This window comes from Skermanella pratensis, from assembly GCF_008843145.1.
Lineage (GTDB): Bacteria > Pseudomonadota > Alphaproteobacteria > Azospirillales > Azospirillaceae > Skermanella > Skermanella pratensis.
Genome location: NZ_CP030265.1, coordinates 4,960,629 through 4,981,656, shown reverse-complemented (window position 1 = coordinate 4,981,656; position 21,028 = coordinate 4,960,629). Strand labels below are relative to the sequence as shown.

The window sequence follows — 21,028 nt, the reverse complement described above, 5'->3', positions numbered from 1 at the left end:
TCGGTTGATGGACGGCTTGGGCGCCGGTTCTTTCATGCGGAGGTTTCCCAGAGGAAGCCGTCTCAGGCCCCATAGCTGGTTTTCAGCACCGTGTAGGCCCTGTTTATCCGTTTTAACGTCTCTTCCGCGGTCTTGTCGCCACCATTGATGTCGGGATGGTGGATCTTGGCGAGTTCCCGATACCTGGCCTTGATCCGCGCAAAGTCCACAGGCGGTTCCAGGTCGAGGTCGGCCAGCGCCTCCTCCTCGGGGGTGCGCATCCGGTTGGCGGCGCCGTTGGCGTGGCCGTTGCGGCCGTTTCCCCGGGCGCCGGTCCCCTCGCCGGCGTCGCGGAAACCGTACTGGCGCATCGCCTCGTCGTGCATCGCCCGTTCGCGGGTGCGCCAGAAGCCCATCGGCCAGGTCGGCCGCTGCCACGTCACGTCGCTGCGGACGTGCCGCTCGATCTCGCGCTCCGACATGCCGGCGTAATAGTCCCACGCCTTGTTGTACTCGCGCACGTGCTCCAGGCAGAACCAGAAATACTCGTTCAGGCGCTCGCGTCCCTTTGGCGCCCGGTACTCGCCCGTGGCCGTGCACGTCGGCATGTCGCAGCAGCGGGCCGCCGGCGACGCCTCCTCGGAAAAACGGGTCGAGTATTGGACACGGTTCTTGTGCATCGGAAAAGTATGGTCAGAGGTTGAGGCGCTGGCAAGCATCCCCGCTCGCAGCGCGGCTATCGCGCGGAGGACGGCCTGCCGTCGGCGAGGGCCAGCCAGGCCAGCCCCCCGAGGATCAGCACCAGTCCCGTCAGGTTGGTCAGCGTCACCGGTTCCCCCAGCATCACGGCCGAGGCGAAGACGCCCGCGACCGGTACGCCGAGCGTGCCCAGCGACGTGGTGATGGCGGGCAGGGCACGGTTGACCGTGACCACCGCCCAGAAGCAGAACGCCGTGGCGATCGGCGCATTGTAGAACAGTACCGCGGCCAGTTGCCCGGTCCAATTGATGGATTTGCCGGCATCCAGGAAGATGGCGAACGGCAGAAGGGCGACCGCCGCGACCGTGAATTGCCAGGGTGCGAGTTGAAGGGGCGACGCGTGCCAGATATGGCCGCGCACCTGTATGATCTGGGCGGCCCAGGCCAGCGCTGCAAGCATCAGCAGGCCGTTGCCGATCAGAACGTCGCGGTCGGTCCAGTCGAACGCCGCCGGGTTGAACATCACCGCCACGCCCGCCATCCCGAGCAGGAACCCGACCAGGCGCCGGCCGCCCAGCCGTTCGCCCAGGAATATCGCGGCGCCCGGCACCACCCACAGGGCGGTGGTGTATGCCAGGATAGAGGACCGGCCGGCCGGCACGAACTGGAGCGCCACCGTCACCAGAGCCAGGAACGCCCCCATCTGGAGCAGGCCGACCGACAGAACGATCGGCAGGTCGTGGCGGTCGGGCAGGCGGATGCCGCCGCGCACCGCCAGCACGCCGAACATGCAGAGCGCGCCCAGCACCATCCGGATCACGGCGAAGGTCATGGGCGGGATGTCTGCCAGGCCGAGCTTCATGACCGGCCAGTTGATCCCCCAGAGCAGGATGACGGTCCCCAGCAGCAGGTAGGCGCTTCGGGCCGTGACCGTGGCGCTCGCCCCGGCCCCGGCCGTGCCGGACGGGGGTCCCGGGGAGGGAAGGGGGGACCGGGTGGGACCGGGATTGGACAATCAGGGGGCTTCCTTGACAGCGGGAACGGGACGATAGCACTTTTCCCGGGGCGGCGGATGCCGATCCGCCGCCCATCGGACCACGCACCTCAACAGCCCCATGGGCAAGGCGGTTTCATCATGACCAATACGGCGACCCAGTCCGGGGACTATGCGACGCGCATGCGCACCAAGCTGACCGAGATCCTTCGCCCGAGTCGGCTGGAAATCGTCGATGACTCCCATCGCCATGCCGGCCATGCCGGCGCGGACCCCCTGGGCGAGACCCATTTCAACATCCTGATCGTGTCGGACGCCTTCGACGGGAAATCCCGGGTCGCCCGCCAGCGCCTGGTCTACGAGGCGGTCGCGGACGAGCTGCGCGAGCGGGTCCACGCGCTGAGTCTCAAGACGCTGACACCCGCGGAGGATGCCTGATCCGGGAAGAGGACGCTCCCCGGAATGCAAGCAGCGGAAGACTGCATACAAGAGCAACCATAGCGATAGTAGTAATGGAGAAATATCTTCCAAAGGGTATATGACATCGGTTGAAATTACCTCGAAAGTGCGTAAAGTCACACCTGCGCAACCATTCGGCTGATATGGGTTTTCGAGGACCCTGTCGGTCGGACGGCGGCGTATTCCGTGAGATCGATTAAGAGGGATTCACCGCATGCATTCTGATCAGGCGCTAGCCGTCCCGGCGCCAGAGGTCGCCTCCGAACCGGCGGGCGCTCGTGACAACCAGCCCGCCGATTTCGCGACGGAGCGCGAGGAACCCGGGATTTCCCGGTTGGAGGCGGCCATGAAGCCGAGCACGCTGGTCAGCCGGAACGTCACCGTCGCGGGGCACCGGACCAGTTGCCGGCTCGAGCCCTTCATGTGGGACGCCCTGTACGACATCTGCCGGCGCGAGCGCATCACCATCCACACGCTATGCACCCAGATCAGCGAGCGGAAGGAGCCGGCCACGTCCCTGACCGCCGCGATCCGGGTCTTCGCCCTGGCCTATTTCCGGGCGGCCGCCACCGAGGAGGGACATGCCCGGGCCTCCCACGGGCATGGCGAACCGTTCCACCAGACACCGTTCGAGACGCCGGACGCCGCCGAGTAATCGCCGGGGTTCAGTCGTTGCCGGTATAATGTTCCGGCCACTGTTTCCGGGTGACCTCGCCGTCGCTCCGAAACGCGTGGCAGGTGTCGAGCAGCAGCGGCGGGCGTTTGCGCGCGGCGGGAGCGGATGGCGAATCGCCGTCCACCGACCCGCCCCGCGCCCGTTCGCGCGCCAGCACGGGGAAGATCGTCTGGAACGCCGTCGTGGCGACCGGCCCCAGCAGTTCGACCAGATGGGTGCAGCCCTCGACGCCGCCCAGCAGTTCCTTGACCTTCTGGGTCCACCCGGAGCGGATGCGCAATCCGATCAGCCGTTGGAAGTTGGGCGTGATCGCCGGGCACACCGCATAGGGGCTCTTGTCGGTCACCGCCTCGACCGCCCTGACCTCGAACCGGTCGTCCAACGTCAGCCGGATCCACATGTCGTGGATCGGATCGCCCGGCTCGATCGGACCGCGGAAGTCGTTCTCGAACGGGTAGGTCTTGACGTCGGTGATATGGCCCTCGATGTCCCACAGCCCGTCGGTCCGGCGGAACCCCTGGCAGGTCACCCGGCGGGTATGGATATGCTCGCGCGGGGCAGGTGGTGAAAGCGGCATCTGGACCTGTGCTCTATGTTACGTATACGTAAACCCATACCCGAATATCGGCGGTGCGCCGCGGGGGTCAAGCGCGGCGCCGGAATGCCTGCGATGCCCCCTCACGCCGCGGCCATCAGGATCAGCGGCAAGGCCGCCAGCGCCAGCAGGGTGGAGATCAGGATCATGCCGGCGACCTCGTCCGCCGGGCCGTTGTAACGGACGGCGAACAGATAGCTGAAAACGGCGACCGGCATCGCGCACTGGATCACCAGCGCTCCCGCCGGCAGCGGGTCCAACCCCAGGGCCTTCGACACGGCCAGGCCGGCTCCCAGCCCCAGCCCGACGCGGAGGCAGGACAGCGCCGCCGGCCGGCCCAGCCGGTACAGCTTCAGCTTCGCCAGCGACCCGCCGAGCAGCAGGAGCATCAGCGGCACGGTCAGTCCGCCGAGCAGGCCCGTGACGTCCAGCACCCACCAGGGCAGCGGCGTGCCGGTGCCGATCAGCGCCAGAGCCACCGCCAGCGAGTAGAGCGGCGGCGAAGCGAGCACGGTGCGCCACGACATCTGGCCGGAGGCCAGCCCGACGCCGACCGTGAAATGGCTGATCTGGACCAGGGTGGAGAAGGCTATGGCGTAGGGCATGGCCGGTTCGCCCAGGGCGAAGAAGACGATCGGCAGTCCCAGGTTGCCGGTGTTGGGATGGATGATCGAGGGCAGGTAGGGCCGCACCGGCAGCCGGGCCAGCTTCAGCACCGCGGCCCCGGCGGCGGCGCAGAGCGCCAGGGCCAGGCTGCCGGCGAGCAGCGTCTCCAGCAGCACGTCGAGCCGCACCTCGGTCTTCGACAGGGAGGTCAGCAGCAGGCTGGGCACCCCCAGGTACGCCACCAGGGCCGAGACCGACTTCTCGTCGAATGGCTGGCCCAGGCGCTGCCATAGCCAACCCAGCCCGGCGCACGCGAAGATCGGCCAGACCACATGGATGAACTGAAGGATCATGGGGGCTCTATACTGCGCGGATGCCGCAGGGGAAACGGCAGACGTGCGTTGACTTTCGCACCGCACCAGTTAGCTTAGGCCAACATGCTGAAGACCTCTCGCGGGAGAGATCGCCGGGCCGTTCGTCCCGGTGGCGCCGAAGGAGCAACCGCCCCCGGAAACTCTCAGGCAAAAGGACCGCAGAGGGAAGCACTCTGGAAAGCAGGATGCCGGTCGGTCGTTCCGACTCGGGCAGGCCTCACCGAAGGAGTAAGCTGGCGACGCCGAACGGCGCGCCGGTGAATCTCTCAGGTCCGCGACAGAGGGGGCCGTGGCCGCGCCGTTCGCGCGGACCGGAAACCTGTCGGAGGAAATGTTCCTTGAGTGACTCAACTGGCGGTGACGCCCCCCTGCTCACGACGCCGCTCCACGCCCTTCATGTGGAACTGGGCGCCAAGATGGTGCCCTTCGCCGGCTACGACATGCCGGTCCAGTACCCCCTGGGCATCCTCAAGGAACATCTCCATACCCGCGCGGGCGCGGGTTGTTCGACGTCTCGCACATGGGCCAGGTCCGCCTGATCGGCGAGGGTGCGGCGGCGGCTCTGGAGACGCTTGTGCCCGGCGACGTCCAGGCGCTGGGGCAGGGACGGATGCGCTACAGCCTGTTCACCAACGAGCAGGGCGGCATCCTGGACGACCTGATGATCACCAACATGGGCGACCACCTGTTCCTGGTCGTCAACGCCTCCTGCAAGGCGGCCGACATCGCCCATCTGCGCCGCCACATCGGTGACCGGATCGCGGTCGAGTACCTGGGCGAGCGCGCACTGCTGGCGCTCCAGGGTCCCCGGGCGGCCGACGTGCTGTCCCGGTTCGTGCCCGAAGCCGCGGCCATGAAGTTCATGAGCGCGATCGAGGCCGACTTCCGCGGCGTCGCCGTGCTGATCACCCGCTCCGGCTACACCGGGGAGGACGGCTACGAGATCTCGGTTCCCGACGCGCTGGCCGACACCATCGCCCGCCTGCTGCTGGCCGAGGCCGAGGTCGAGGCGATCGGGCTGGGGGCGCGCGACTCGCTGCGGCTCGAAGCCGGGCTGTGCCTCTACGGCCATGATATCGACACCGCTACCACCCCGGTCGAGGCCGGCCTGAACTGGGTGATCGGCAAGCGCCGCCGCGCCGAGGGCGGCTTCCCCGGCGCCGGCGTGATCCTGGACCAGTTGGCCAACGGGACCGCGCGCCGCCGCGTCGGCATCCGCCCGGACGGTCGGGCGCCCGCCCGCGAGCATACCCAGGTCACCGACGCCTCGGGCGCTTCCATCGGCGAAGTCACCAGCGGCGGCTTCGGCCCCAGCCTCAACGGCCCGGTCGCGATGGGCTACGTGGCGACCCCAGCCGCGGCGCCGGGCACGCCGGTCAACCTGATGGTCCGGGGCAAGGCGATTCCGGCCAAGGTCGCCGAGATGCCCTTCGTCGCCCAGCGTTATTACCGGGGATAAGCGTTTCTCCGGCCGTCCTTCTTCCTCAGGTTTTCAATTCCGGGATATCCGCCATGAGCACCATCAAGTTCACCAAGGACCACGAGTGGATCCGCGTCGAGGGTGACGTCGCCACCGTCGGGATATCCGACTATGCCAGAAGCAATTGGGCGACGTGGTCTTCGTCGAACTGCCCGAGATCGGCCGCAACGTCGTCGCCGGCAAGGAAGCCGCCGTGGTCGAGTCGGTCAAGGCCGCCAGCGAGGTCTACGCGCCGGTCGCCGGCGACGTGGTCGAGGTCAACGAGGCGCTGGCCGACGACCCGGCCCTGGTCAACCGCGACCCCATGGGCGAGGGCTGGTTCGTCAAGCTGCGCATCGAGAACCAATCCGACCTGGACGACCTGATGGACGAGGCGGCCTACCAGGAATACTGCGAGGGCCTGCACTGATGCGCTACCTGCCCCTGACCGAGGCCGACCGCCGGTCGATGCTCGCCACCATCGGCGTGCCCTCGGTCGACAGCCTGTTCCGCGACGTGCCGGAATCGGCCCGGCTGGCGGCGCCGATCGAGGGCCTCGCCCCTCATGCCGGGGAGATGGAGGTCGAGCGGATGATCGCCGGCATGGCGGCGAAGAACGTGGCGGCCGGCAGCGTGCCCAGCTTCCTCGGCGCCGGCGCCTACCGCCACCACGTACCGGCGGCGGTCGACCACCTGATCCAGCGCGGCGAGTTCCTGACCTCCTACACGCCCTACCAGCCGGAGGTCACCCAGGGCACGCTCCAGTACCTGTTCGAGTTCCAGACCCAGGTGGCCCTGATCACCGGCATGGATGTGGCGAACGCCTCGCTCTATGACGGCGCCACCTCCTGCGCCGAGGCGGTCATGATGGCGAACCGGGTGACCCGGCGCAGCCGTGCCGTGCTGTCCGGCGGCCTTCACCCGCATTACCGCGACGTGACGGCGACCAACGCCCGATTCCACGGGTTCGAGGTGGTCGCGGCCCCTGCTGATGCCGAGGGGAAGGAGGACCTGGCGGCCCTGGTCGACGACAAGACCTCCTGCGTCGTCGTGCAGAACCCCGGCTTCTTCGGACAGGTTCGCGACCTGACCGACCTTGCCGCCGCCGTCCACGCCAAGGGCGCGCTGCTGATCGTCGCGGTCGCGGAAGTGGTGTCGCTGGGGCTGCTGACCCCGCCGGGCGAGATGGGCGCCGACATCGTCGTGGCCGAGGGGCAATCGATCGGCAACGCGCTGAACTTCGGCGGTCCCTATGTCGGCCTGTTCGCGACGCGCGACAAGTATGTCCGCCACATGCCCGGCCGCCTGACCGGCCAGACCGTGGATGCCGAGGGCCGGCGCGGCTGGGTCCTGACGCTGTCCACCCGCGAGCAGCATATCCGGCGCGAGAAGGCGACCAGCAACATCTGCACCAACAGCGGACTGTGCGCGCTGGCCTTCACGATCCACATGAGCCTGCTGGGCGAGGAGGGCTTCGGCCGGCTGGCCAGGATCAACCACGCCAAGGCGGTGCAACTCGCCGACCGGCTGGACGCGCTGAAGGGCGTCGAGGTGGTCAGCGACAGCTTCTTCAACGAGTTCGCCGTGCGCCTGAAGAAGCCCGCCGCGAAGGTGGTCAACAAGCTGGCCAAGGCCGGCATCCTGGGCGGCGTCCCGGTTTCCCGCCTCTATCCGGGCGACGAGGCCCTGGCCGACCTGCTGCTGGTGGCCGCGACCGAGACCAACACCGACGCCGACATGGATGCCCTGGCCTCCGGCCTGAAGGAAGCACTGTCATGAATACCCAGGGACGCAAGACCCACGTCGACGCCCTCGGCGTCGAGGGCGGCGGGGCCGCTTCCGCCGCGGCCGGCACGATCAGCGGCAACCGGGCGCTGATGCTGGAAGAACCCTTGATCTTCGAACAGGACAGCCCCGGCACCACCGGCGTGGACCTGCCGAAGCCGCCCGCCGTCAAGAGCCGCCTGGGAGCGGTGCGGGAGCGCGGGCGGATCGGCCTGCCCGGCCTCAGCGAACCCGAGGTGATCCGCCACTACACGCGGCTATCCCAGAAGAACTTCGCGATCGACAGCGGGCTCTATCCGCTGGGGTCGTGCACCATGAAGCACAACCCGCGCCTGAACGAGAAGCTGGCCCGCCTGCCGGGCTTCAGCGACATCCATCCGCTCCAGCCGGAGCGGACGGTGCAGGGCGCCCTGGAGCTGATCGACACGCTGGCCCACTGGCTGAAGACGCTGACCGGGATGCCGGCCGTGGCGATGTCGCCGGCGGCGGGAGCCCACGGCGAGCTGTGCGGCATGATGTCGATCCGCGCCGCCATCGAGGACCGCGACGGCAGCACCAGCCGGCGTCGCCGCGTCCTGGTCCCCGAATCCGCCCACGGCACCAACCCGGCGACGGCGGCGGCCTGCGGCTTCACCGTGGACGCGATCCCGGCTGATGCCACCGGCCGGGTCGATGTCGAGGCGCTGAAGGCGAAGCTGGGCGACGACGTCGCCGCGATCATGCTGACCAACCCGAACACCTGCGGGCTGTTCGAGCGCGACATCGTCGAGATCGCGGAAGCGGTGCACGCGGCCGGCGCCTATTTCTACTGCGACGGCGCCAACTTCAACGCCATCGTCGGCCGGGTGCGTCCCGCCGACCTCGGCATCGACGCGATGCACATCAACCTGCACAAGACCTTCTCCACGCCCCACGGCGGCGGCGGCCCGGGCAGCGGCCCGGTCGTGCTGTCCGACGCGCTGGCGAAGTTCGTGCCCTTGCCCTACGTGGTCCACGGACCGGACGGCTTCTCCCTGGTGGAGAGCGGTGCGGACGAGGACTCCAGCGGCAAGGAGTTCGGCCGGCTGAAGGGCTTTCACGGCCAGATGGGCATGTTCGTACGGGCATTGGCCTATATCCTGAGCCACGGCGCCGACGGGTTGCGGCAGGTGGCAAGCGACGCCGTGCTCAACGCCAACTACGTGATGGCGAGCCTGGGCGACGTGATGACGCCCTCGTTCGAGGGGCCGTGCATGCACGAGGCGCTGTTCGACGACAGGTTCCTGAAGGGGACGGGGGTGACGACGCTCGACTTCGCGAAGGCGATGATCGACGAGGGCTACCACCCGATGACCATGTATTTCCCGCTGGTCGTCCACGGCGCCTTCCTGATCGAGCCGACCGAGACCGAGAGCAAGCAGAGCCTGGACGCCTTCATCCGGGTGATGCGCGGGCTGGCCGAGCGCGCCAAGTCCGGCGACGCCGACCACTTCCTCGGCGCCCCGCGGATGACTCCGAGGCGGCGCCTGGACGAGACGGGCGCGGCCCGCAAGCCGGTGCTGCGCTGGGTGCCGGAAGTGGAGCGGCGGGAGGCGGCGGAGTAACCTTCCGTCCGTCACCTGATCAGGAGGGCGGAGCGCTGGGAACGGGATGGATGTTCCCGGCGTTCAGCGCAAGCCGCAGTTCGCCATGCTCGAACGCGGTTTCCATGCGGTCGATCTCCGACGGCTTGACGCCGAGGGACGCCGCGACGGTCCGCCATCGCGAGGTCGCGGAAGCAACTTCACGGACGATCGCATTGGCCCTCGACGGGGACAGGCCGAAATACCCGGCATTCTCAAGAGCCAGGTCGATGGAGCAGGTACCCTGTTCTCCATGGTCGGCAAGCGCGCCGGGGTCATGGGGATGTCGGTGGACTTCTCAGCGCCACAAGGTGGCATTGATCAATGCACGGGATTATTGTCAGTTGCTTCATATATTATGGAGAACATCTAACCGTTCCGTGGGTCTGATGAAACCCTTCAGCAGTTTACTGCAGAAGCTTTAGGGCTTCCGGCAATCCCCACTCGATTCAATGTGGCGGCCACGGGATCGGCAAAAGCCGCTTCCGCTCACCCCGATGTCAAATTTCGTCGTCGAGACGATTGGGGTACTTCATTTGGGTTGACGTGATGCCGCAAGCGATGTTGTCATCCAGAGCGACGCCCCATGTTAATGGGGACGACATTAACGCACTGGAATTGGAACAATGAAAACCGACCTGGACCATCTTATTGCCATGTCTCGGGAAGTCCGTATGTCTGACGAGCAGTGGGAGGAGCAGCGGCGCAGCTTCGTGTACGGGAATACTCACATTGAGAACGAGAGCATCACCCGAGACATGGTGGCGCGCGCCTGCGAAACAGTATCGGCACATGGATGAAGATAATTTGATGACGGCAATTGACGTAGATCGCAAATCACATGCATCGACTCCGTCACTGATCACGGACCCGGCGGAGGTTGCCAAGAGAGAGGCGGAGAACGGCGTACGACAATATGATGAAGCAGTGCAGATGATTCTGCATTGGCTCGACAATCCTGAGCGTCAGTTCCGCCTTCGCCCATCGTCAATACAGCATCTTCAGCGCATCGCTTTGGACGGTCTTGATATGTACGCCGGTAACTGGCGGCCAGGGCCGGTCGCCATCAGTGGTAGCGACCACAAGCCGGCCGACGCCTTTATGGTGGCGCAGCAGGTCGAGGATTTGTGCGACTACGTCAACGAAAATTGGGATACCAAAACGGCAATCCATTTGGCAGCCTACGTTCTCTGGCGCCTGAACTGGATACATCCATTTACGGACGGAAATGGTAGAACGTCCCGAGTGGTGTCTTACCTTGTCCTGAGCGTTAAGCTGAATAGCAGACTTCCCGGCACAAAGACCATTCCCGATCAAATTGCCTCAAACAAAAGGCCGTATTATGGAACCCTAGAAGCGGCAGATGCCGCTTGGCGAGACGGGGAGCGTGTGGATGTATCTGCCGTGGAAAAGCTGATTGCAGAGACGCTCGCAAGCCAGCTTCTCACGGTTATTGAGAATGCCACCGGAGAGAAAAGGGCCTGATTGCCACCTATCGTAGCAAAATCGGGCGCACTCCCCTGGCTCGAACCATGCGTTGCGGTGCATGACACGCTTGGGCGGGATGGCCTCGGGCGCTTGCTTCCCGTACCAGTCGGATAACGCCGTCCACGTGTCCCAGGTCGGCTCGGAGTTGCGCTAACTGCTTCTCGGCATGCTGGTCAGGCCTGCAAGCTCGGAGCACTTGGCGACCAACGCGGAGATGACGTGCGGTTCGGCCATGGCTAGGGAAATGTCCGACAGGCAGGATGGAAAATTGCCAGGGAGTCTAGCTGGGGACGGTTCGCTTGCCTAGCTAAGGAGCGGTGGCGTTTGCGTCAAAATACCGGAGTAGCCCCGCCCAGGTCGGCATGAACCTCGATCTCGCTCCCGCTCATTCCAAGAGCGACTTTCTCGGCCGGACACGCTTGGGCAGCCGCTCGTTCTCCAGATCCTCGCCAAGCTGGTCGTCGGCCGCCAAGTCGCCCAGCCCGCCGATCAATCCTAAGGCCTGCATCACCGACGCATAGATGCCGAACGACACGGCGGGATCGCCCTGCTCCACGCGGGCCAGAGTGCCGCGCGACACGAATGCCCGCGCCGCGATCACTTCCATCGTCAGGCGGCGGCGCAGGCGTGCCTTCCGCAGATCGGTGCCGATCTTGCGGATGGCCCGCTTCGCGGCCAGGGTCGGGGTGTGCGGCGTCGCCATAAGGCCTTGATGCAAGCTTGAATGAGCATTACAGCCGTTAAGGTGCGCTCAAGCTCGCATTAATTCAAGGTGGGGCATTCACTTATGGATCTGCCGGGAACTGACCGCGTCTGCGTTCAGTGCCGGATGTGGAGAAAAGGTAAGCATTAAGGTTTTGCCACAGATAAACACAAATGAACCCAGATAAAAACCAATCGTCGATGCGACCCATGTTCCGCATCACTCAAGAACTATCTTCTCTATTTATCTGAGTTTATCTGCGTGCATCTGTGGCCGAACACCTTTGAACTTTCACTGCGCCAACGCCCCCATAACCTCGTCCACTTCGGCGGTCCACCCCACGATCGCCCCCTGCGCGCGGATCATCTCCAGCGTCGCCTGCTTGAAGGCGGGGAAATAGCTTTCTGTCGCGTCCTCGACCAGCAGGCATTCGAAACCACGGTCGTTGGCTTCGCGCATGGTGGTCTGGACGCAGACTTCCGTCGTGACGCCGGCGAACAGCAGGTGGGTGATGCCCCGCTCGGCCAGGATGTCGCCCAACGGCGTGGCGTAGAAGGCGCCCTTGCCGGGCTTGTCGATCACGATCTCGTCCGGCAGCGGGGTAAGGTCGTCCACGATGGCGTTGCCGGGCTCTCCCTTGACCAGGATGCGCCCCATCGGTCCTTCGTCGCCGATCCGAAGGTCGGAGGAGCCGCGCAGGCGCTTCGCCGGCGGGCAGTCCGACAGGTCCGGCTCGTGCGCCTCGCGGGTGTGGATGATGGTCAGGCCGGCCGCCCGGCAGCCGTCGAGCAGGCGGCGGACATGGGGCACCAGGGCCGCCAGCGGCGTCACGTCGTTGCCCAGGGCCTCGCCGAAGCCGCCGGGCTCGATGAAGTCGCGCTGCATGTCGATGATGACCAGCGCGGTGCGGGCGGGCGGGAAGGCGAAGGGGTAGGGCTTGGCGGTCGGCAGCGTTAAAACATCGGTCATGGTCAATGCCCCGCCATGTGCTGCCCGATCACGCCGATGTCGGCCTGTCCGGTCGGCGTCTCGTGGACCAGATGGCCGTCGAACATCACGCAGATCCGGTCGGCCAGTTCGAAAAGCTCGTCCAGGTCCTCGCTGACCAGCAGCACGGCGGCGCCCCGGTTGCGGGCCTGCATGATCTGCGACCGGATGTCGGCGACCGCTGCGAAGTCCAGGCCGAAGCAGGGGTTGGCGACGATCAGCACCCGCACGTCGCGGGCCAGTTCGCGGGCCAGCACGGCGCGCTGGACGTTGCCGCCGGACAGGGTGCCGATCGCGGCGTCGGGGCCGGGCGTCTTGACCTTGTAGAGCTGGATCAGCTCGCGCGCCGCCCCGCGCATGGCGCCGCCGTTCAGCCACCAGCCGCCGCGGGCATAGGGCGGGTCGTCGAAGTTGCGGAAGGACATGTTCTCCGCCACGCTCATGCGGGCGACGCAGGCGTTGCGCAGCGGCTCCTCCGGCAGCAGGCACAGGCGGTGGCGCTTCATCTCCGCTCGGGTCGCGGCGTAGCGTTCGCCGCAGACATGGATCTCCCCGGCGGCGGGAGGGCGCTGGCCGGCCAGCACCTCGACCAACTCGCGCTGGCCGTTGCCCGAGACGCCGGCGATGCCGACGATCTCGCCGGCGCGCACGGTCAGGTCCAGGTCCTCGACCGCAGGAAGGCCACCGTCGCCCAGCGCCTTCAGCCCGCTGATCCGGAGGCGCGGCTCGCCCAGGTCGGTGCCGAGGCGGGCGGCGCCCTTGGGGATCTCCTTGGCACCGATCATCATCTCCGCCATGTCGGCCGGGGTCAGGTCCGCGACCCTGCCGGTCCCGGCGAAGCGGCCCCGGCGCAGCACCGTCACCTCGTCGGCATAGGCCATGACCTCGCGGAACTTGTGGGTGATGGTCAGCACCGTCAGCCGGCCCTCCCGCGTCATCCGGCGCAGCAGGCCCAGCACCTCGTCGGCCTCGCCGGGGGTCAGGACGGAGGTCGGCTCGTCCAGGATCAGGAAGCGGTTCTTCAGGTAGAGCTGCTTCAGGATCTCCAGCTTCTGCTTCTCTCCCGCCGCCAGCGCCGATACCGGCACGTCCAGCGGGACCCGGAACGGCATCCCGGCCATGAAGGCGTCCAGCGCCTTCGTCTCCGCCGCCCAGTCCACCACGGCCGGCACGCGGGTACGCGACAGCACCAGGTTCTCCGCCACGGTCATGCCGGGGACCAGGGTGAAATGCTGGTAGACCATGCCGACGCCCAGCGCGTGGGCGTCGCGCGGGTTGGCGATGGACCGCTCCGTCTCGCCGACGGCGATCTGGCCCTGGTCGGCGTGGTAATAGCCCATGACGCATTTGACCAGCGTGCTCTTGCCGGCGCCGTTCTCGCCCAGCAGCGCGTGGAAGCTGCCGGCGGAGACCCGGAGCGACACGTCGTCCAGGGCGGCGAGCCCGCCGAAGCGCTTGGTCATGCCGACGGCTTCCAGGCCGAGGGCGCCGTTGGGATGGGTGCGCAGGAAGCTCATGACAGGACCCCCAGCAGATCGTCGGAGCGGGCGACGGCGCCGAACACGCCGCCCTGCATCTTCACCATGCGGATCGCAGCCTCGTGGTTGCCTCGGTCGGTGGCGCCGCAGCAGTCCTCCAGCAGCAGGCATTCGTAGCCGCGGTCGTTGGCCTCGCGCATCGTGGTGTGGACGCAGACGTCGGTCGTGATGCCGGTCAGCACGATGTTGCGGATGCCGCCCCGGCGCAGCATCAGGTCCAGGTCGGTGGCGCAGAAGCTGCCCTTGCCCGGCTTGTCGATGACGGGCTCGCCCGGTTCGGGGCGAGTTCCGGGATGATCTCCCAGCCCGGCTCGCCGCGCACCAGGATGCGCCCGCATGGCCCCGGATCGCCGATCCCGGCGCCGATCCGCTGCGAGCGCCAGCGCTTGTTGGCCGGCAGGTCGGCGAGGTCGGGCCGGTGCCCCTCGCGGGTATGGAAGACCGTGAAGCCGCCCCGGCGCATCGCCGCCAGCACCCGGCCGATCGGCTCGATCGGCGCGCGGGTCAGCGACAGGTCGTAGCCCATGGCGTCCACATAGCCGCCCTTGCCGCAGAAGTCGGTCTGCATGTCGATCACGATCAGCGCCGTGTTGGCCGGCCGCAGGTCGCCGTCGTAGGGCCAGGGGTAGGGATCGGAGTCGATGTGCGTCATTTGGTGATACTCAGTTCGCCCGGGGCGCCGGCCAGGGTGCGGGTCGGCGAGCAGGTCGCGATCATGATGACCAGGGTCAGCAGGTAGGGTGCGGCGTTGAACAGGTAGTAGCCCTGCGTCACCCCGACCGACTGGAGCGCCGGGCCGAGCGCGCCGGCGCCGCCGAACAGCAAGGCCGCCCCCAGGCAGCGGATCGGGTGCCAGCGGGCGAAGATCACCAGCGCCACGGCCATCAGCCCCTGGCCGCTGGACAGGCCCTCGTTCCAGCTTCCGGGATAGTAGAGCGACAGGAACGACCCGCCGATCCCGGCGAGGAAGCCGCCGGCCATGGTCGCGGCCCCCCGGACCAGATCGACCGGATAGCCCATGGCCCGCGCGGCGTCGGCGCTGTCGCCGACCGTCCTGACGATCAGGCCCCAGCGGGTGTTGGTCAGCACCCACAGCAGGAAGGGCGCCAGCACCAGCCCCAGGATGAACAGCACGTTGATCTGGAGGGCCGAGCGGACCTGCGGCAGGTCGCTCCACCAGCCCAGGTCGATCGCCGGCAGGATCGGCGCCTGCGGCTGGATGAAGGGCTTGCCCAGGAAGAAGGCCAGCCCGGTGCCCAGCAGCATCAGCGCGATGCCGACCGCGATGTCGTTGACCCGCGGCAGGCTGCATATGGCGGCGTGCAGCAGGCCGAACAGGGCGCCGGCCAGGCCGGCCACCAGCACGCCCGCCCAAGGCGAGCCGGTCATGTACGAGACCGCGTAGGCGCTCATGGCGCCCATCACCAGCGTACCTTCCAGCCCCAGGTTGATCCGCCCGCTCTTCTCCGTCAGCAACTCGCCCAGGCTGACGAACAGGAAGGGGGTGCTGACCCGGATCGCGCCTGCGAGTACCGCCAGGGCCACGCCCCACCAGCCGAGATCCTCCATGGCGTCACCCCCTCGGCTGGAAGATGCGGAACCGGCCGTAGAGCGTGTCGCTGGCCAGGATCATGACGAAGGCGATGCCCTGGAGCACCAGGATGGTGGCGTCGGGCAGGTCCAGCCGGCGCTGGAGCAGCCCGCCGCTGGCGGCGATGCCGCCGAACATCAGGGCCACCGGGATCACCGCCAGCGGGTTCTGCCGGGCGATGAAGGCGATCAGGATGCCGGTATAGCCATAGCCCGCGACCAGCGAGGCGTTGGCGCTGCCATGCACCGCCGCCACCTCGACCATGCCGGCCAGCCCGGCGGCGGCCCCGGCCAGGAAGCAGGTGACCAGGGTCAGCTTCGCCACCGACAGCCCGGCCATGCGGGCGGCCCGGACATTGCCGCCGACCATCCGGGCGCCGAAGCCGAAGGTGGTCCTCTGCATCAGCACATAGGCGGCGATGCAGGCGACCAAGCCGAACGCCAGCCCCCAGTGGACGTCCAGCCCCGGGATCGCGCCGATCATGTTGGCGTCGCCCAGCGGCGGGGTGGAAGGCTTGTTGAGGCTGGCCGGATCGCGCAAGGGTCCTTCGACCATGTGGTTCATCAGGGCGATCGCGATATAGGCCAGCAGCAGGCTGGAGATCGTCTCGTTGACGCCGCGGAACTGGCGGAGCGCGCCGGCCAGGGCGATCCAGGCGCCGCCCGCCGCCATGCCGGCCAGCGCCATGACGCCCAGCAGCAGCCAGGGCGGTGCGCCAGCCATCGCCATCCCGGCGGCGGCCGAGCAGAGCCCGCCGATCACCAGCGCCCCCTCGCCGCCGATGATGACCAGGCCCAGCCGCGCGGGCAGGGCCACGCACAGGGCCGTCAGAAGCAGCGGTGCCGTGCGCTGGAGCGTATTCTGCCACGAGAACCAGGTGCCGAAGGCGCCCCGGTACATCAGCTCGAAGGTCTCGAACGGGTCGGCGCCGGCCAGCGCCACGAAGATCCCGAACACGACCGCCGTGGCGAGCAGGGCGCCGACCGGGATCAGCACCGCCTCCGCGCCGGAGCGCAGCGCGTCCAGGGGAAGGCTGCCTAACGGCGATGCCGCGGAGCCCGGCAGCCGGGCGGTCTGGTTGACCATCGTCCCGGCCCTCCTTAGGAGGTCGAGCCGACGACGCCCTCGGCCAGCCAGTCCATCCCTTCGAGCCAAAGGTCGGTCTGCCCGTATGTCTTGCCGGCCGGGATGACCTCCGCGCCGGTATTGCTGCGGATCGGCCCGGCGAAGATCGGGAAGTCGCCGGCCATCATCTTCGCCTTGATCGCCTCGCCGGCCGCCTTGGACTCGGAACTGACCGCCGGGCCGTAGGCCGAGGTCTTGATGAAGCCCTCCTTCAGGCCGCCGCGCACGAACTGCCCCGGCTTCTCGCCCGCCTGGGCCTTGGTCACGAAATCCTTGTAGACGGTGATCCAGTTCCACTCCGCCCCGGTCAGGTATCCCTTGGGAGCCAGCGGCGCCTGGTTGGCGTGATAACCGCAGGTATAGGCGCCGCGCCGCTCGGCGGTCTCGACCACGACCTTGGGGCTGTCCACGTGGCAGGTGACGACATCCACGCCGGCGTTCACCAGGCCGTTGGTCGCCTCCGCCTCCTTGACCGGCATGGACCAGTCGCCGGTGAAGATAACCTGGGTGGTGATGGCCGGATCGACCGAGCGGGCGCCGAGCGTGAAGGCGTTGATGTTGCGCAGGACCTGCGGGATCGGCTTGGCCGCGACGAAGCCCAGCTTCTTCGACTTGGTCGCATGGCCGGCGGCGACGCCGTTGAGATACTGGCCTTCGTCGATATAGCCGAAATAGCTGCCGGTATTGGCGGGATGGACGCCGGCCTTGAACATGCCGCCGCAGTGGCGGAACTCCACGTCGGGATATTTCTGCGCCACCTTCAGCATGTGCGGGTCGAAATAGCCGAACGAGGTCGGGAAGACCAGTCCGGCGCCGTCCAGGTTGATCATGCTTTCCATGGTCTTCTGGACGTCGAGGGTCTCGGCGACCTTCTCCTCCTCCACGACCTTGATGCCGCTCATGGAGCGGAGCGCCGCGGCGGCTTCGGCATGGGCCTGGTTGTAGCCGAAGTCGTCGCGCGGGCCGACATAGATGAAGCCGACCATCAGCTTCTTGGCGGCGAGGGCCCGTGAGAGCGGCGAGAAGCCCGAGATCGCGGTTCCCGCAGCGGCGCCCGCGAGGACGCCCAAGGCCGTGCGACGTGAAATGCCCTGATTCACCGTCATCAGAACCCTCCATCCAGGAATTTTCGTTCGTTTGATGGCCGGTACCCTGCAAGCTCTATACCAGGGGTCATATGCGGCATGGCGGCGGGGTTCCCGCGGGGATGCGAGTGAAAGGCTGCATAAGCGTTGGGCGCATAGGGTCTTCGTAGCTCAAAATTTAAGCATGAACTTGGGTCTTCAATTTAGCAGTGGGTTAGACGTATGATTTCAAAGGAGAAAACTGTGGCTCGCTGTATGCATGATCGCATACGCGACGGATGGAAGGGGATGGCGATGAGCGGGGGAGACGTGATCGGAAGCTTGGACCTGGCCACCCTCGGCGATGGATACGCCAAGGGCACCCTGTCGGTCGCCGCCGTCGTGGAGGCCGTCCTGGGGCGGATCGCGGCGGCCGGCGACGATCACGTCTGGATCTCCCGCTGCGACCCGGCGGACCTGCGGCACCGGGCCGGAGAACTGGACGCGCTGACCCGCGATCAGGCCGCCAGGCTGCCGCTCTTCGGCATCCCTTTCGCGGTGAAGGACAACATCGACGTGGCGGGAATGCCGACCACGGCGGCCTGCCCCGATTTCGCCTACCAGCCGAAGGCGACGGCGCCCGTGTTGAAACGGCTGCTGGAGGCGGGAGCCGTGCTGGTCGGCAAGACCAACCTGGACCAGTTCGCCACCGGTCTGGTCGGCGTCCGCTCGCCCTACGGTATCCCGCGCAACCCGTTCGATCCCCGCTACATCCCGGGCGGGTCCAGTTCCGGCTCGGCGGTCGCGGTCTCGTCCGGGCTGGTCGGCTTCGCGCTGGGAACCGACACGGCGGGGTCGGGCAGGGTGCCGGCGGCCTTCAACAACATCGTGGGATTGAAGCCGACGCGCGGCGCCCTCAGCACGTCTGGCGTCGTGCCGGCCTGCCGCTCGCTCGACTGCGTGTCGATCTTCGCCCTGACATCGGCCGACGCGGCGGCCGTGTTCGACGTTGCCCGAGGGTTCGATCCCGACGATCCCTATTCGCGCACCGTGGAGGACGCGGCGCTGCCGGAGCGCTTCCGCTTCGGGGTGCCGCGTGCCGAGGACCTGCGTTTCTTCGGCGACGATGCGGCGGCACAGCTCTTCGCCGACGCCGTCGAACGCCTGACGGAGTTGGGCGGGAAGTCGGTCGCCATCGATTTCACCCCGTTCCGGGAGACCGCCGACCTGCTCTACAGCGGCCCCTGGGTCGCCGAGCGGATGGCCGCGGTCGAGACCTTCCTGCGCGACCGGCCGGAGAGCGTGCATGCCGTCACCCGGCGCATCATCCAGTCCGCGGACGCCTTCAGTGCCGTCGATGCCTTCCGGGCGATGTACCGGCTGGAGGAGCTGCGCAGGACGGCGAGCCGAGCATGGCGGGAGATCGACGTGCTGCTGGTGCCGACGGCGGGAACCATTTACACCGTCGACCAGCTTGAGGCCGACCCGGTGGTGCTCAACACGAACCTGGGCGCCTACACCAACTTCACGAACCTGCTGGACCTCTCCGCCGTCGCGGTTCCCAACGGCTTCGGCCCCCTTGGCCTGCCGCTCGGCGTCACGCTGATCGCGCCTGCCGGACGCGACCGGGCGCTGGCGGCGCTGGGCAGCCGCTGGCAGCGCGCCACCGGGCTGACCCTGGGCGCCACCGGCGCTCCCCTGCCGGACCGGCCGGCCGAGGCTCCACCGTCGGAGGGAACGCTGGTGGCGGTGGTCGGCGGACACATGGAAGGCATGCCGCTGAACGGCGAGCTGGTGGCGCTGGGCGCCCGCAAGGTCGCGGCGGTCCGGACCGAGCCCCTCTATCGCCTGTTCGCCCTGTCCGGGATGACCCCGGCGCGGCCCGGCCTGCTGCGCGTCGGGCCGGACGAGGGGCATGCGATCGAGGCCGAACTGTGGGCGGTGCCGGACGCCGGTTTCGCCCGCTTCGTGTCCGGGATCGGGACGCCGCTCGGCATCGGCACGGTGCTGATCGACGGCGTCGGGCCGGTCAAGGGCTTCCTGTGCGAAGCCTTTGCCACCCACGGGGCGGAGGATATCTCGCATCTTGGCGGCTGGCGGCCTATGTCGCGGAACGTGCCTGAGCGAGGCTGAATCCGTGCGGCGTAACATTCCGGACTTGCGCAACGGCGTCCGGTGCCGCAACACGGAGCCTCCGCCCGATGTTGTCGATTGACCTGCGGCACCAGGATCGGGGATTGAAGCCGCAACAGCCTGTCGAGAGTGTGATGACGCCCAACGAGATCGCCAGGGTCCAGGATTATCTCCGCCGGACTTTCGGGAACGACCGGATCACCATCGTCCCTCCGCCCAAGCGCGGCGCGCCGATCGAAATGCTGATCGGCGACGAGTTCATCGGTGTGGTGCACAGGGACGAGGACGAGGGCGAGGTGTCCTACGACCTGCACATCACCATCCTGTCCGAGGACCTCCCCCGGCCAGCGCCGTTCCCGCCGGCGGCAAGGGCAAGCCGACCCGCTAGAACGGCCTAGCGCCGGGTGGCCGCCATCGTCCTGGCCGCCCGGCCTTCCTCCGCGAGATAATCCTCGAACGCGTGCTCGACCGTCGCGAGATGGGCGCGCATCGACCGGAAGGCCGCGTCCCCGTCGCCGCGCACGATCGCCGTGACGATCTGGTCGTGCTCGGCGAAGGAACGGGCCATGCGGCCCAGGTTGCGGAACTGGGCGCGCGAGAACGGCGACAGCCGCCGGCGCAGCGCGACGGTTGTTTCGGCCAGGAAACCGTTGTGGCTGCCCTGGTAGATCATGTCGTGGAAGCGGATGTTGGCGAGGTGATACTCGTCCGGATCGCCGCGCCGGACCAGGTCGCCGACCTCTCGGTGAACCGACTCGAGAGCGCGCCGCTCTGCGCCGCTCATCTTCTCCGCCGCCAGCCTGCTGCACGCGGCCTCCAGCTCCGCCAGCCCCTCGAACAGTTCCGACAGGCCGCCGTTGGTCATCGGCGTGACGACGGCCCCCTTATGGGCGCGCAGGACGATCAGGCCGGTGGCGGACAGCTGCTTCAGCGCCTCGCGAACCGGCGTGCGGGATACGCCGAAGCGGTCGGCCAGTTCCTGCTCGTCCAGGCGGACGCCGGGGAATATCCGCCCGGACATGATGTCGTCGGCGACCGCCTCGCGGATCTCGTCCGCCCGCGTCCGCCTCAGTTCCGCTCTCTGGTCACTCACGCCCGGTCACCCGATCCCCTATTCGGCCAGCATAGCCTTCGGCCCGCACAACATTTATGCAGCGGCGTCCGCTTCAACC

At 67.6% G+C, this 21,028-nt stretch carries 19 protein-coding genes, 3 pseudogenes and 1 riboswitch; of the genes and pseudogenes, 10 read left to right on the top strand and 12 right to left on the bottom strand.

Features of this window, described 5'->3' with window-relative positions; translation table 11 throughout:
* Positions 1 to 62: 62 nt before the first annotated feature.
* Both DPR14_RS22905 and DPR14_RS22900 read right to left on the bottom strand, forming a co-directional pair.
* A complete protein-coding gene (locus tag DPR14_RS22905) occupies positions 63 to 659 on the bottom strand; it encodes a J domain-containing protein (RefSeq protein WP_158047205.1) in 597 nt (198 codons plus the stop codon).
* A gap of 56 nt (positions 660 to 715) precedes the next feature.
* Positions 716 to 1,693, bottom strand: coding sequence for a DMT family transporter (locus DPR14_RS22900; protein WP_246148510.1), 978 nt, complete (start codon positions 1,691 to 1,693; stop codon positions 716 to 718).
* A gap of 120 nt (positions 1,694 to 1,813) precedes the next feature.
* On the opposite strand from DPR14_RS22900, the gene DPR14_RS22895 reads away from it, so the two are divergent.
* A complete protein-coding gene (locus DPR14_RS22895; RefSeq protein WP_246148507.1) occupies positions 1,814 to 2,110 on the top strand; it encodes a BolA family protein in 297 nt (98 codons plus the stop codon).
* Positions 2,111 to 2,345: 235 nt separating this feature from the next.
* On the top strand, positions 2,346 to 2,786 hold the full coding sequence (locus DPR14_RS22890; RefSeq protein ID WP_246148506.1) for a ribbon-helix-helix domain-containing protein: 441 nt from the start codon (positions 2,346 to 2,348) through the stop codon (positions 2,784 to 2,786).
* A gap of 10 nt (positions 2,787 to 2,796) precedes the next feature.
* Here the strand turns inward: DPR14_RS22890 and DPR14_RS22885 are convergent, their stop codons facing one another.
* Both DPR14_RS22885 and DPR14_RS22880 read right to left on the bottom strand, forming a co-directional pair.
* Positions 2,797 to 3,384 carry a DUF2889 domain-containing protein gene (locus DPR14_RS22885; protein WP_158047204.1) on the bottom strand — a complete coding sequence of 196 codons (588 nt, stop codon included), beginning with the start codon at positions 3,382 to 3,384 and terminating at the stop codon, positions 2,797 to 2,799.
* Between the two features lie 101 nt (positions 3,385 to 3,485).
* Positions 3,486 to 4,361 carry an AEC family transporter gene (locus tag DPR14_RS22880; protein ID WP_158047203.1) on the bottom strand — a complete coding sequence of 292 codons (876 nt, stop codon included), beginning with the start codon at positions 4,359 to 4,361 and terminating at the stop codon, positions 3,486 to 3,488.
* 91 nt (positions 4,362 to 4,452) lie between these two features.
* Positions 4,453 to 4,551, top strand: a riboswitch (glycine riboswitch).
* 247 nt (positions 4,552 to 4,798) lie between these two features.
* On the opposite strand from DPR14_RS22880, the pseudogene gcvT reads away from it, so the two are divergent.
* The 6 genes and pseudogenes from gcvT (at position 4,799) to DPR14_RS22850 (ending at position 10,712) form a co-directional block, all read left to right on the top strand.
* A pseudogene (gene gcvT, locus DPR14_RS22875) lies at positions 4,799 to 5,841 on the top strand (glycine cleavage system aminomethyltransferase GcvT).
* Between the two features lie 53 nt (positions 5,842 to 5,894).
* Positions 5,895 to 6,271 (top strand): annotated as a pseudogene (gcvH, locus tag DPR14_RS22870) (glycine cleavage system protein GcvH).
* Positions 6,271 to 7,620, top strand: a complete 1,350-nt coding sequence (gene gcvPA / locus DPR14_RS22865) for an aminomethyl-transferring glycine dehydrogenase subunit GcvPA (protein ID WP_158047202.1) — start codon at positions 6,271 to 6,273, stop codon at positions 7,618 to 7,620. The pseudogene gcvH and the gene gcvPA overlap by 1 nt, the downstream one beginning before the upstream one ends.
* Positions 7,617 to 9,209, top strand: coding sequence for an aminomethyl-transferring glycine dehydrogenase subunit GcvPB (gcvPB, locus tag DPR14_RS22860; RefSeq protein WP_158047201.1), 1,593 nt, complete (start codon positions 7,617 to 7,619; stop codon positions 9,207 to 9,209). The genes gcvPA and gcvPB overlap by 4 nt, the downstream gene beginning before the upstream one ends.
* 46 nt (positions 9,210 to 9,255) lie before the next feature.
* A complete protein-coding gene (locus DPR14_RS22855) occupies positions 9,256 to 9,600 on the top strand; it encodes a hypothetical protein (protein ID WP_158047200.1) in 345 nt (114 codons plus the stop codon).
* Positions 9,601 to 10,019: 419 nt separating this feature from the next.
* Positions 10,020 to 10,712: a Fic family protein gene (locus tag DPR14_RS22850; RefSeq protein WP_211103855.1), complete on the top strand. Its 693-nt coding sequence runs from the start codon at positions 10,020 to 10,022 to the stop codon at positions 10,710 to 10,712.
* A 388-nt stretch (positions 10,713 to 11,100) separates the two neighbouring features.
* On the opposite strand, the gene DPR14_RS22845 is transcribed toward DPR14_RS22850, so the two are convergent.
* From DPR14_RS22845 to DPR14_RS22815, 7 genes and pseudogenes are all read right to left on the bottom strand, one after another.
* Positions 11,101 to 11,418 carry a helix-turn-helix domain-containing protein gene (locus DPR14_RS22845; RefSeq protein ID WP_158047199.1) on the bottom strand — a complete coding sequence of 106 codons (318 nt, stop codon included), beginning with the start codon at positions 11,416 to 11,418 and terminating at the stop codon, positions 11,101 to 11,103.
* Positions 11,419 to 11,709: 291 nt separating this feature from the next.
* Complete coding sequence (locus tag DPR14_RS22840; RefSeq protein WP_192499118.1) at positions 11,710 to 12,387, bottom strand: cysteine hydrolase family protein; 678 nt, start codon at positions 12,385 to 12,387, stop codon at positions 11,710 to 11,712.
* Positions 12,388 to 12,389: 2 nt separating this feature from the next.
* The gene (locus tag DPR14_RS22835) at positions 12,390 to 13,922 is read right to left on the bottom strand and encodes an ABC transporter ATP-binding protein (protein ID WP_158047197.1); all 1,533 of its coding nucleotides are present in this window, start codon (positions 13,920 to 13,922) and stop codon (positions 12,390 to 12,392) included.
* Positions 13,919 to 14,511 (bottom strand): annotated as a pseudogene (locus DPR14_RS22830) (cysteine hydrolase family protein). The gene DPR14_RS22835 and the pseudogene DPR14_RS22830 overlap by 4 nt, the downstream one beginning before the upstream one ends.
* A gap of 80 nt (positions 14,512 to 14,591) precedes the next feature.
* Positions 14,592 to 15,512: an ABC transporter permease gene (locus DPR14_RS22825; protein ID WP_158047196.1), complete on the bottom strand. Its 921-nt coding sequence runs from the start codon at positions 15,510 to 15,512 to the stop codon at positions 14,592 to 14,594.
* A gap of 4 nt (positions 15,513 to 15,516) precedes the next feature.
* Positions 15,517 to 16,620, bottom strand: a complete 1,104-nt coding sequence (locus tag DPR14_RS22820) for an ABC transporter permease (protein WP_158047195.1) — start codon at positions 16,618 to 16,620, stop codon at positions 15,517 to 15,519.
* A gap of 14 nt (positions 16,621 to 16,634) precedes the next feature.
* A complete protein-coding gene (locus tag DPR14_RS22815; protein ID WP_158047194.1) occupies positions 16,635 to 17,765 on the bottom strand; it encodes a BMP family ABC transporter substrate-binding protein in 1,131 nt (376 codons plus the stop codon).
* Positions 17,766 to 18,038: 273 nt separating this feature from the next.
* Here DPR14_RS22815 and atzF point away from each other — a divergent pair, with 273 nt between their 5' ends.
* Complete coding sequence (gene atzF / locus DPR14_RS22810) at positions 18,039 to 19,856, top strand: allophanate hydrolase (RefSeq protein ID WP_158047193.1); 1,818 nt, start codon at positions 18,039 to 18,041, stop codon at positions 19,854 to 19,856.
* A 134-nt stretch (positions 19,857 to 19,990) separates the two neighbouring features.
* Positions 19,991 to 20,254, top strand: coding sequence for a DUF3126 family protein (locus DPR14_RS22805; protein ID WP_158048304.1), 264 nt, complete (start codon positions 19,991 to 19,993; stop codon positions 20,252 to 20,254).
* Here DPR14_RS22805 and DPR14_RS22800 read toward each other — a convergent pair.
* Positions 20,251 to 20,949 (bottom strand): GntR family transcriptional regulator, encoded by a 699-nt coding sequence (locus DPR14_RS22800; protein ID WP_158047192.1) that lies wholly within the window; start codon positions 20,947 to 20,949, stop codon positions 20,251 to 20,253. The genes DPR14_RS22805 and DPR14_RS22800 overlap by 4 nt on opposite strands.
* Between the last annotated feature and the right edge of the window lie 79 nt (positions 20,950 to 21,028).

Excerpts from the sequence above, each read along its gene's own strand:
- DPR14_RS22905 (WP_158047205.1), bottom strand. The coding sequence starts at position 659 with ATGCACAAGAACCGTGTCCAATACTCGACCCGTTTTTCCGAGGAGGCG.
- DPR14_RS22895 (WP_246148507.1), top strand. The coding sequence starts at position 1,814 with ATGACCAATACGGCGACCCAGTCCGGGGACTATGCGACGCGCATGCGC.
- DPR14_RS22890 (WP_246148506.1), top strand. The coding sequence starts at position 2,346 with ATGCATTCTGATCAGGCGCTAGCCGTCCCGGCGCCAGAGGTCGCCTCC.
- DPR14_RS22885 (WP_158047204.1), bottom strand. The coding sequence starts at position 3,384 with ATGCCGCTTTCACCACCTGCCCCGCGCGAGCATATCCATACCCGCCGG.
- DPR14_RS22880 (WP_158047203.1), bottom strand. The coding sequence starts at position 4,361 with ATGATCCTTCAGTTCATCCATGTGGTCTGGCCGATCTTCGCGTGCGCC.
- gcvPA (WP_158047202.1), top strand. The coding sequence starts at position 6,271 with ATGCGCTACCTGCCCCTGACCGAGGCCGACCGCCGGTCGATGCTCGCC.
- gcvPB (WP_158047201.1), top strand. The coding sequence starts at position 7,617 with ATGAATACCCAGGGACGCAAGACCCACGTCGACGCCCTCGGCGTCGAG.
- DPR14_RS22855 (WP_158047200.1), top strand. The coding sequence starts at position 9,256 with ATGGATGTTCCCGGCGTTCAGCGCAAGCCGCAGTTCGCCATGCTCGAA.
- DPR14_RS22850 (WP_211103855.1), top strand. The coding sequence starts at position 10,020 with ATGGATGAAGATAATTTGATGACGGCAATTGACGTAGATCGCAAATCA.
- DPR14_RS22845 (WP_158047199.1), bottom strand. The coding sequence starts at position 11,418 with ATGGCGACGCCGCACACCCCGACCCTGGCCGCGAAGCGGGCCATCCGC.
- DPR14_RS22840 (WP_192499118.1), bottom strand. The coding sequence starts at position 12,387 with ATGACCGATGTTTTAACGCTGCCGACCGCCAAGCCCTACCCCTTCGCC.
- DPR14_RS22835 (WP_158047197.1), bottom strand. The coding sequence starts at position 13,922 with ATGAGCTTCCTGCGCACCCATCCCAACGGCGCCCTCGGCCTGGAAGCC.
- DPR14_RS22825 (WP_158047196.1), bottom strand. The coding sequence starts at position 15,512 with ATGGAGGATCTCGGCTGGTGGGGCGTGGCCCTGGCGGTACTCGCAGGC.
- DPR14_RS22820 (WP_158047195.1), bottom strand. The coding sequence starts at position 16,620 with ATGGTCAACCAGACCGCCCGGCTGCCGGGCTCCGCGGCATCGCCGTTA.
- DPR14_RS22815 (WP_158047194.1), bottom strand. The coding sequence starts at position 17,765 with ATGACGGTGAATCAGGGCATTTCACGTCGCACGGCCTTGGGCGTCCTC.
- atzF (WP_158047193.1), top strand. The coding sequence starts at position 18,039 with ATGAGCGGGGGAGACGTGATCGGAAGCTTGGACCTGGCCACCCTCGGC.
- DPR14_RS22805 (WP_158048304.1), top strand. The coding sequence starts at position 19,991 with ATGACGCCCAACGAGATCGCCAGGGTCCAGGATTATCTCCGCCGGACT.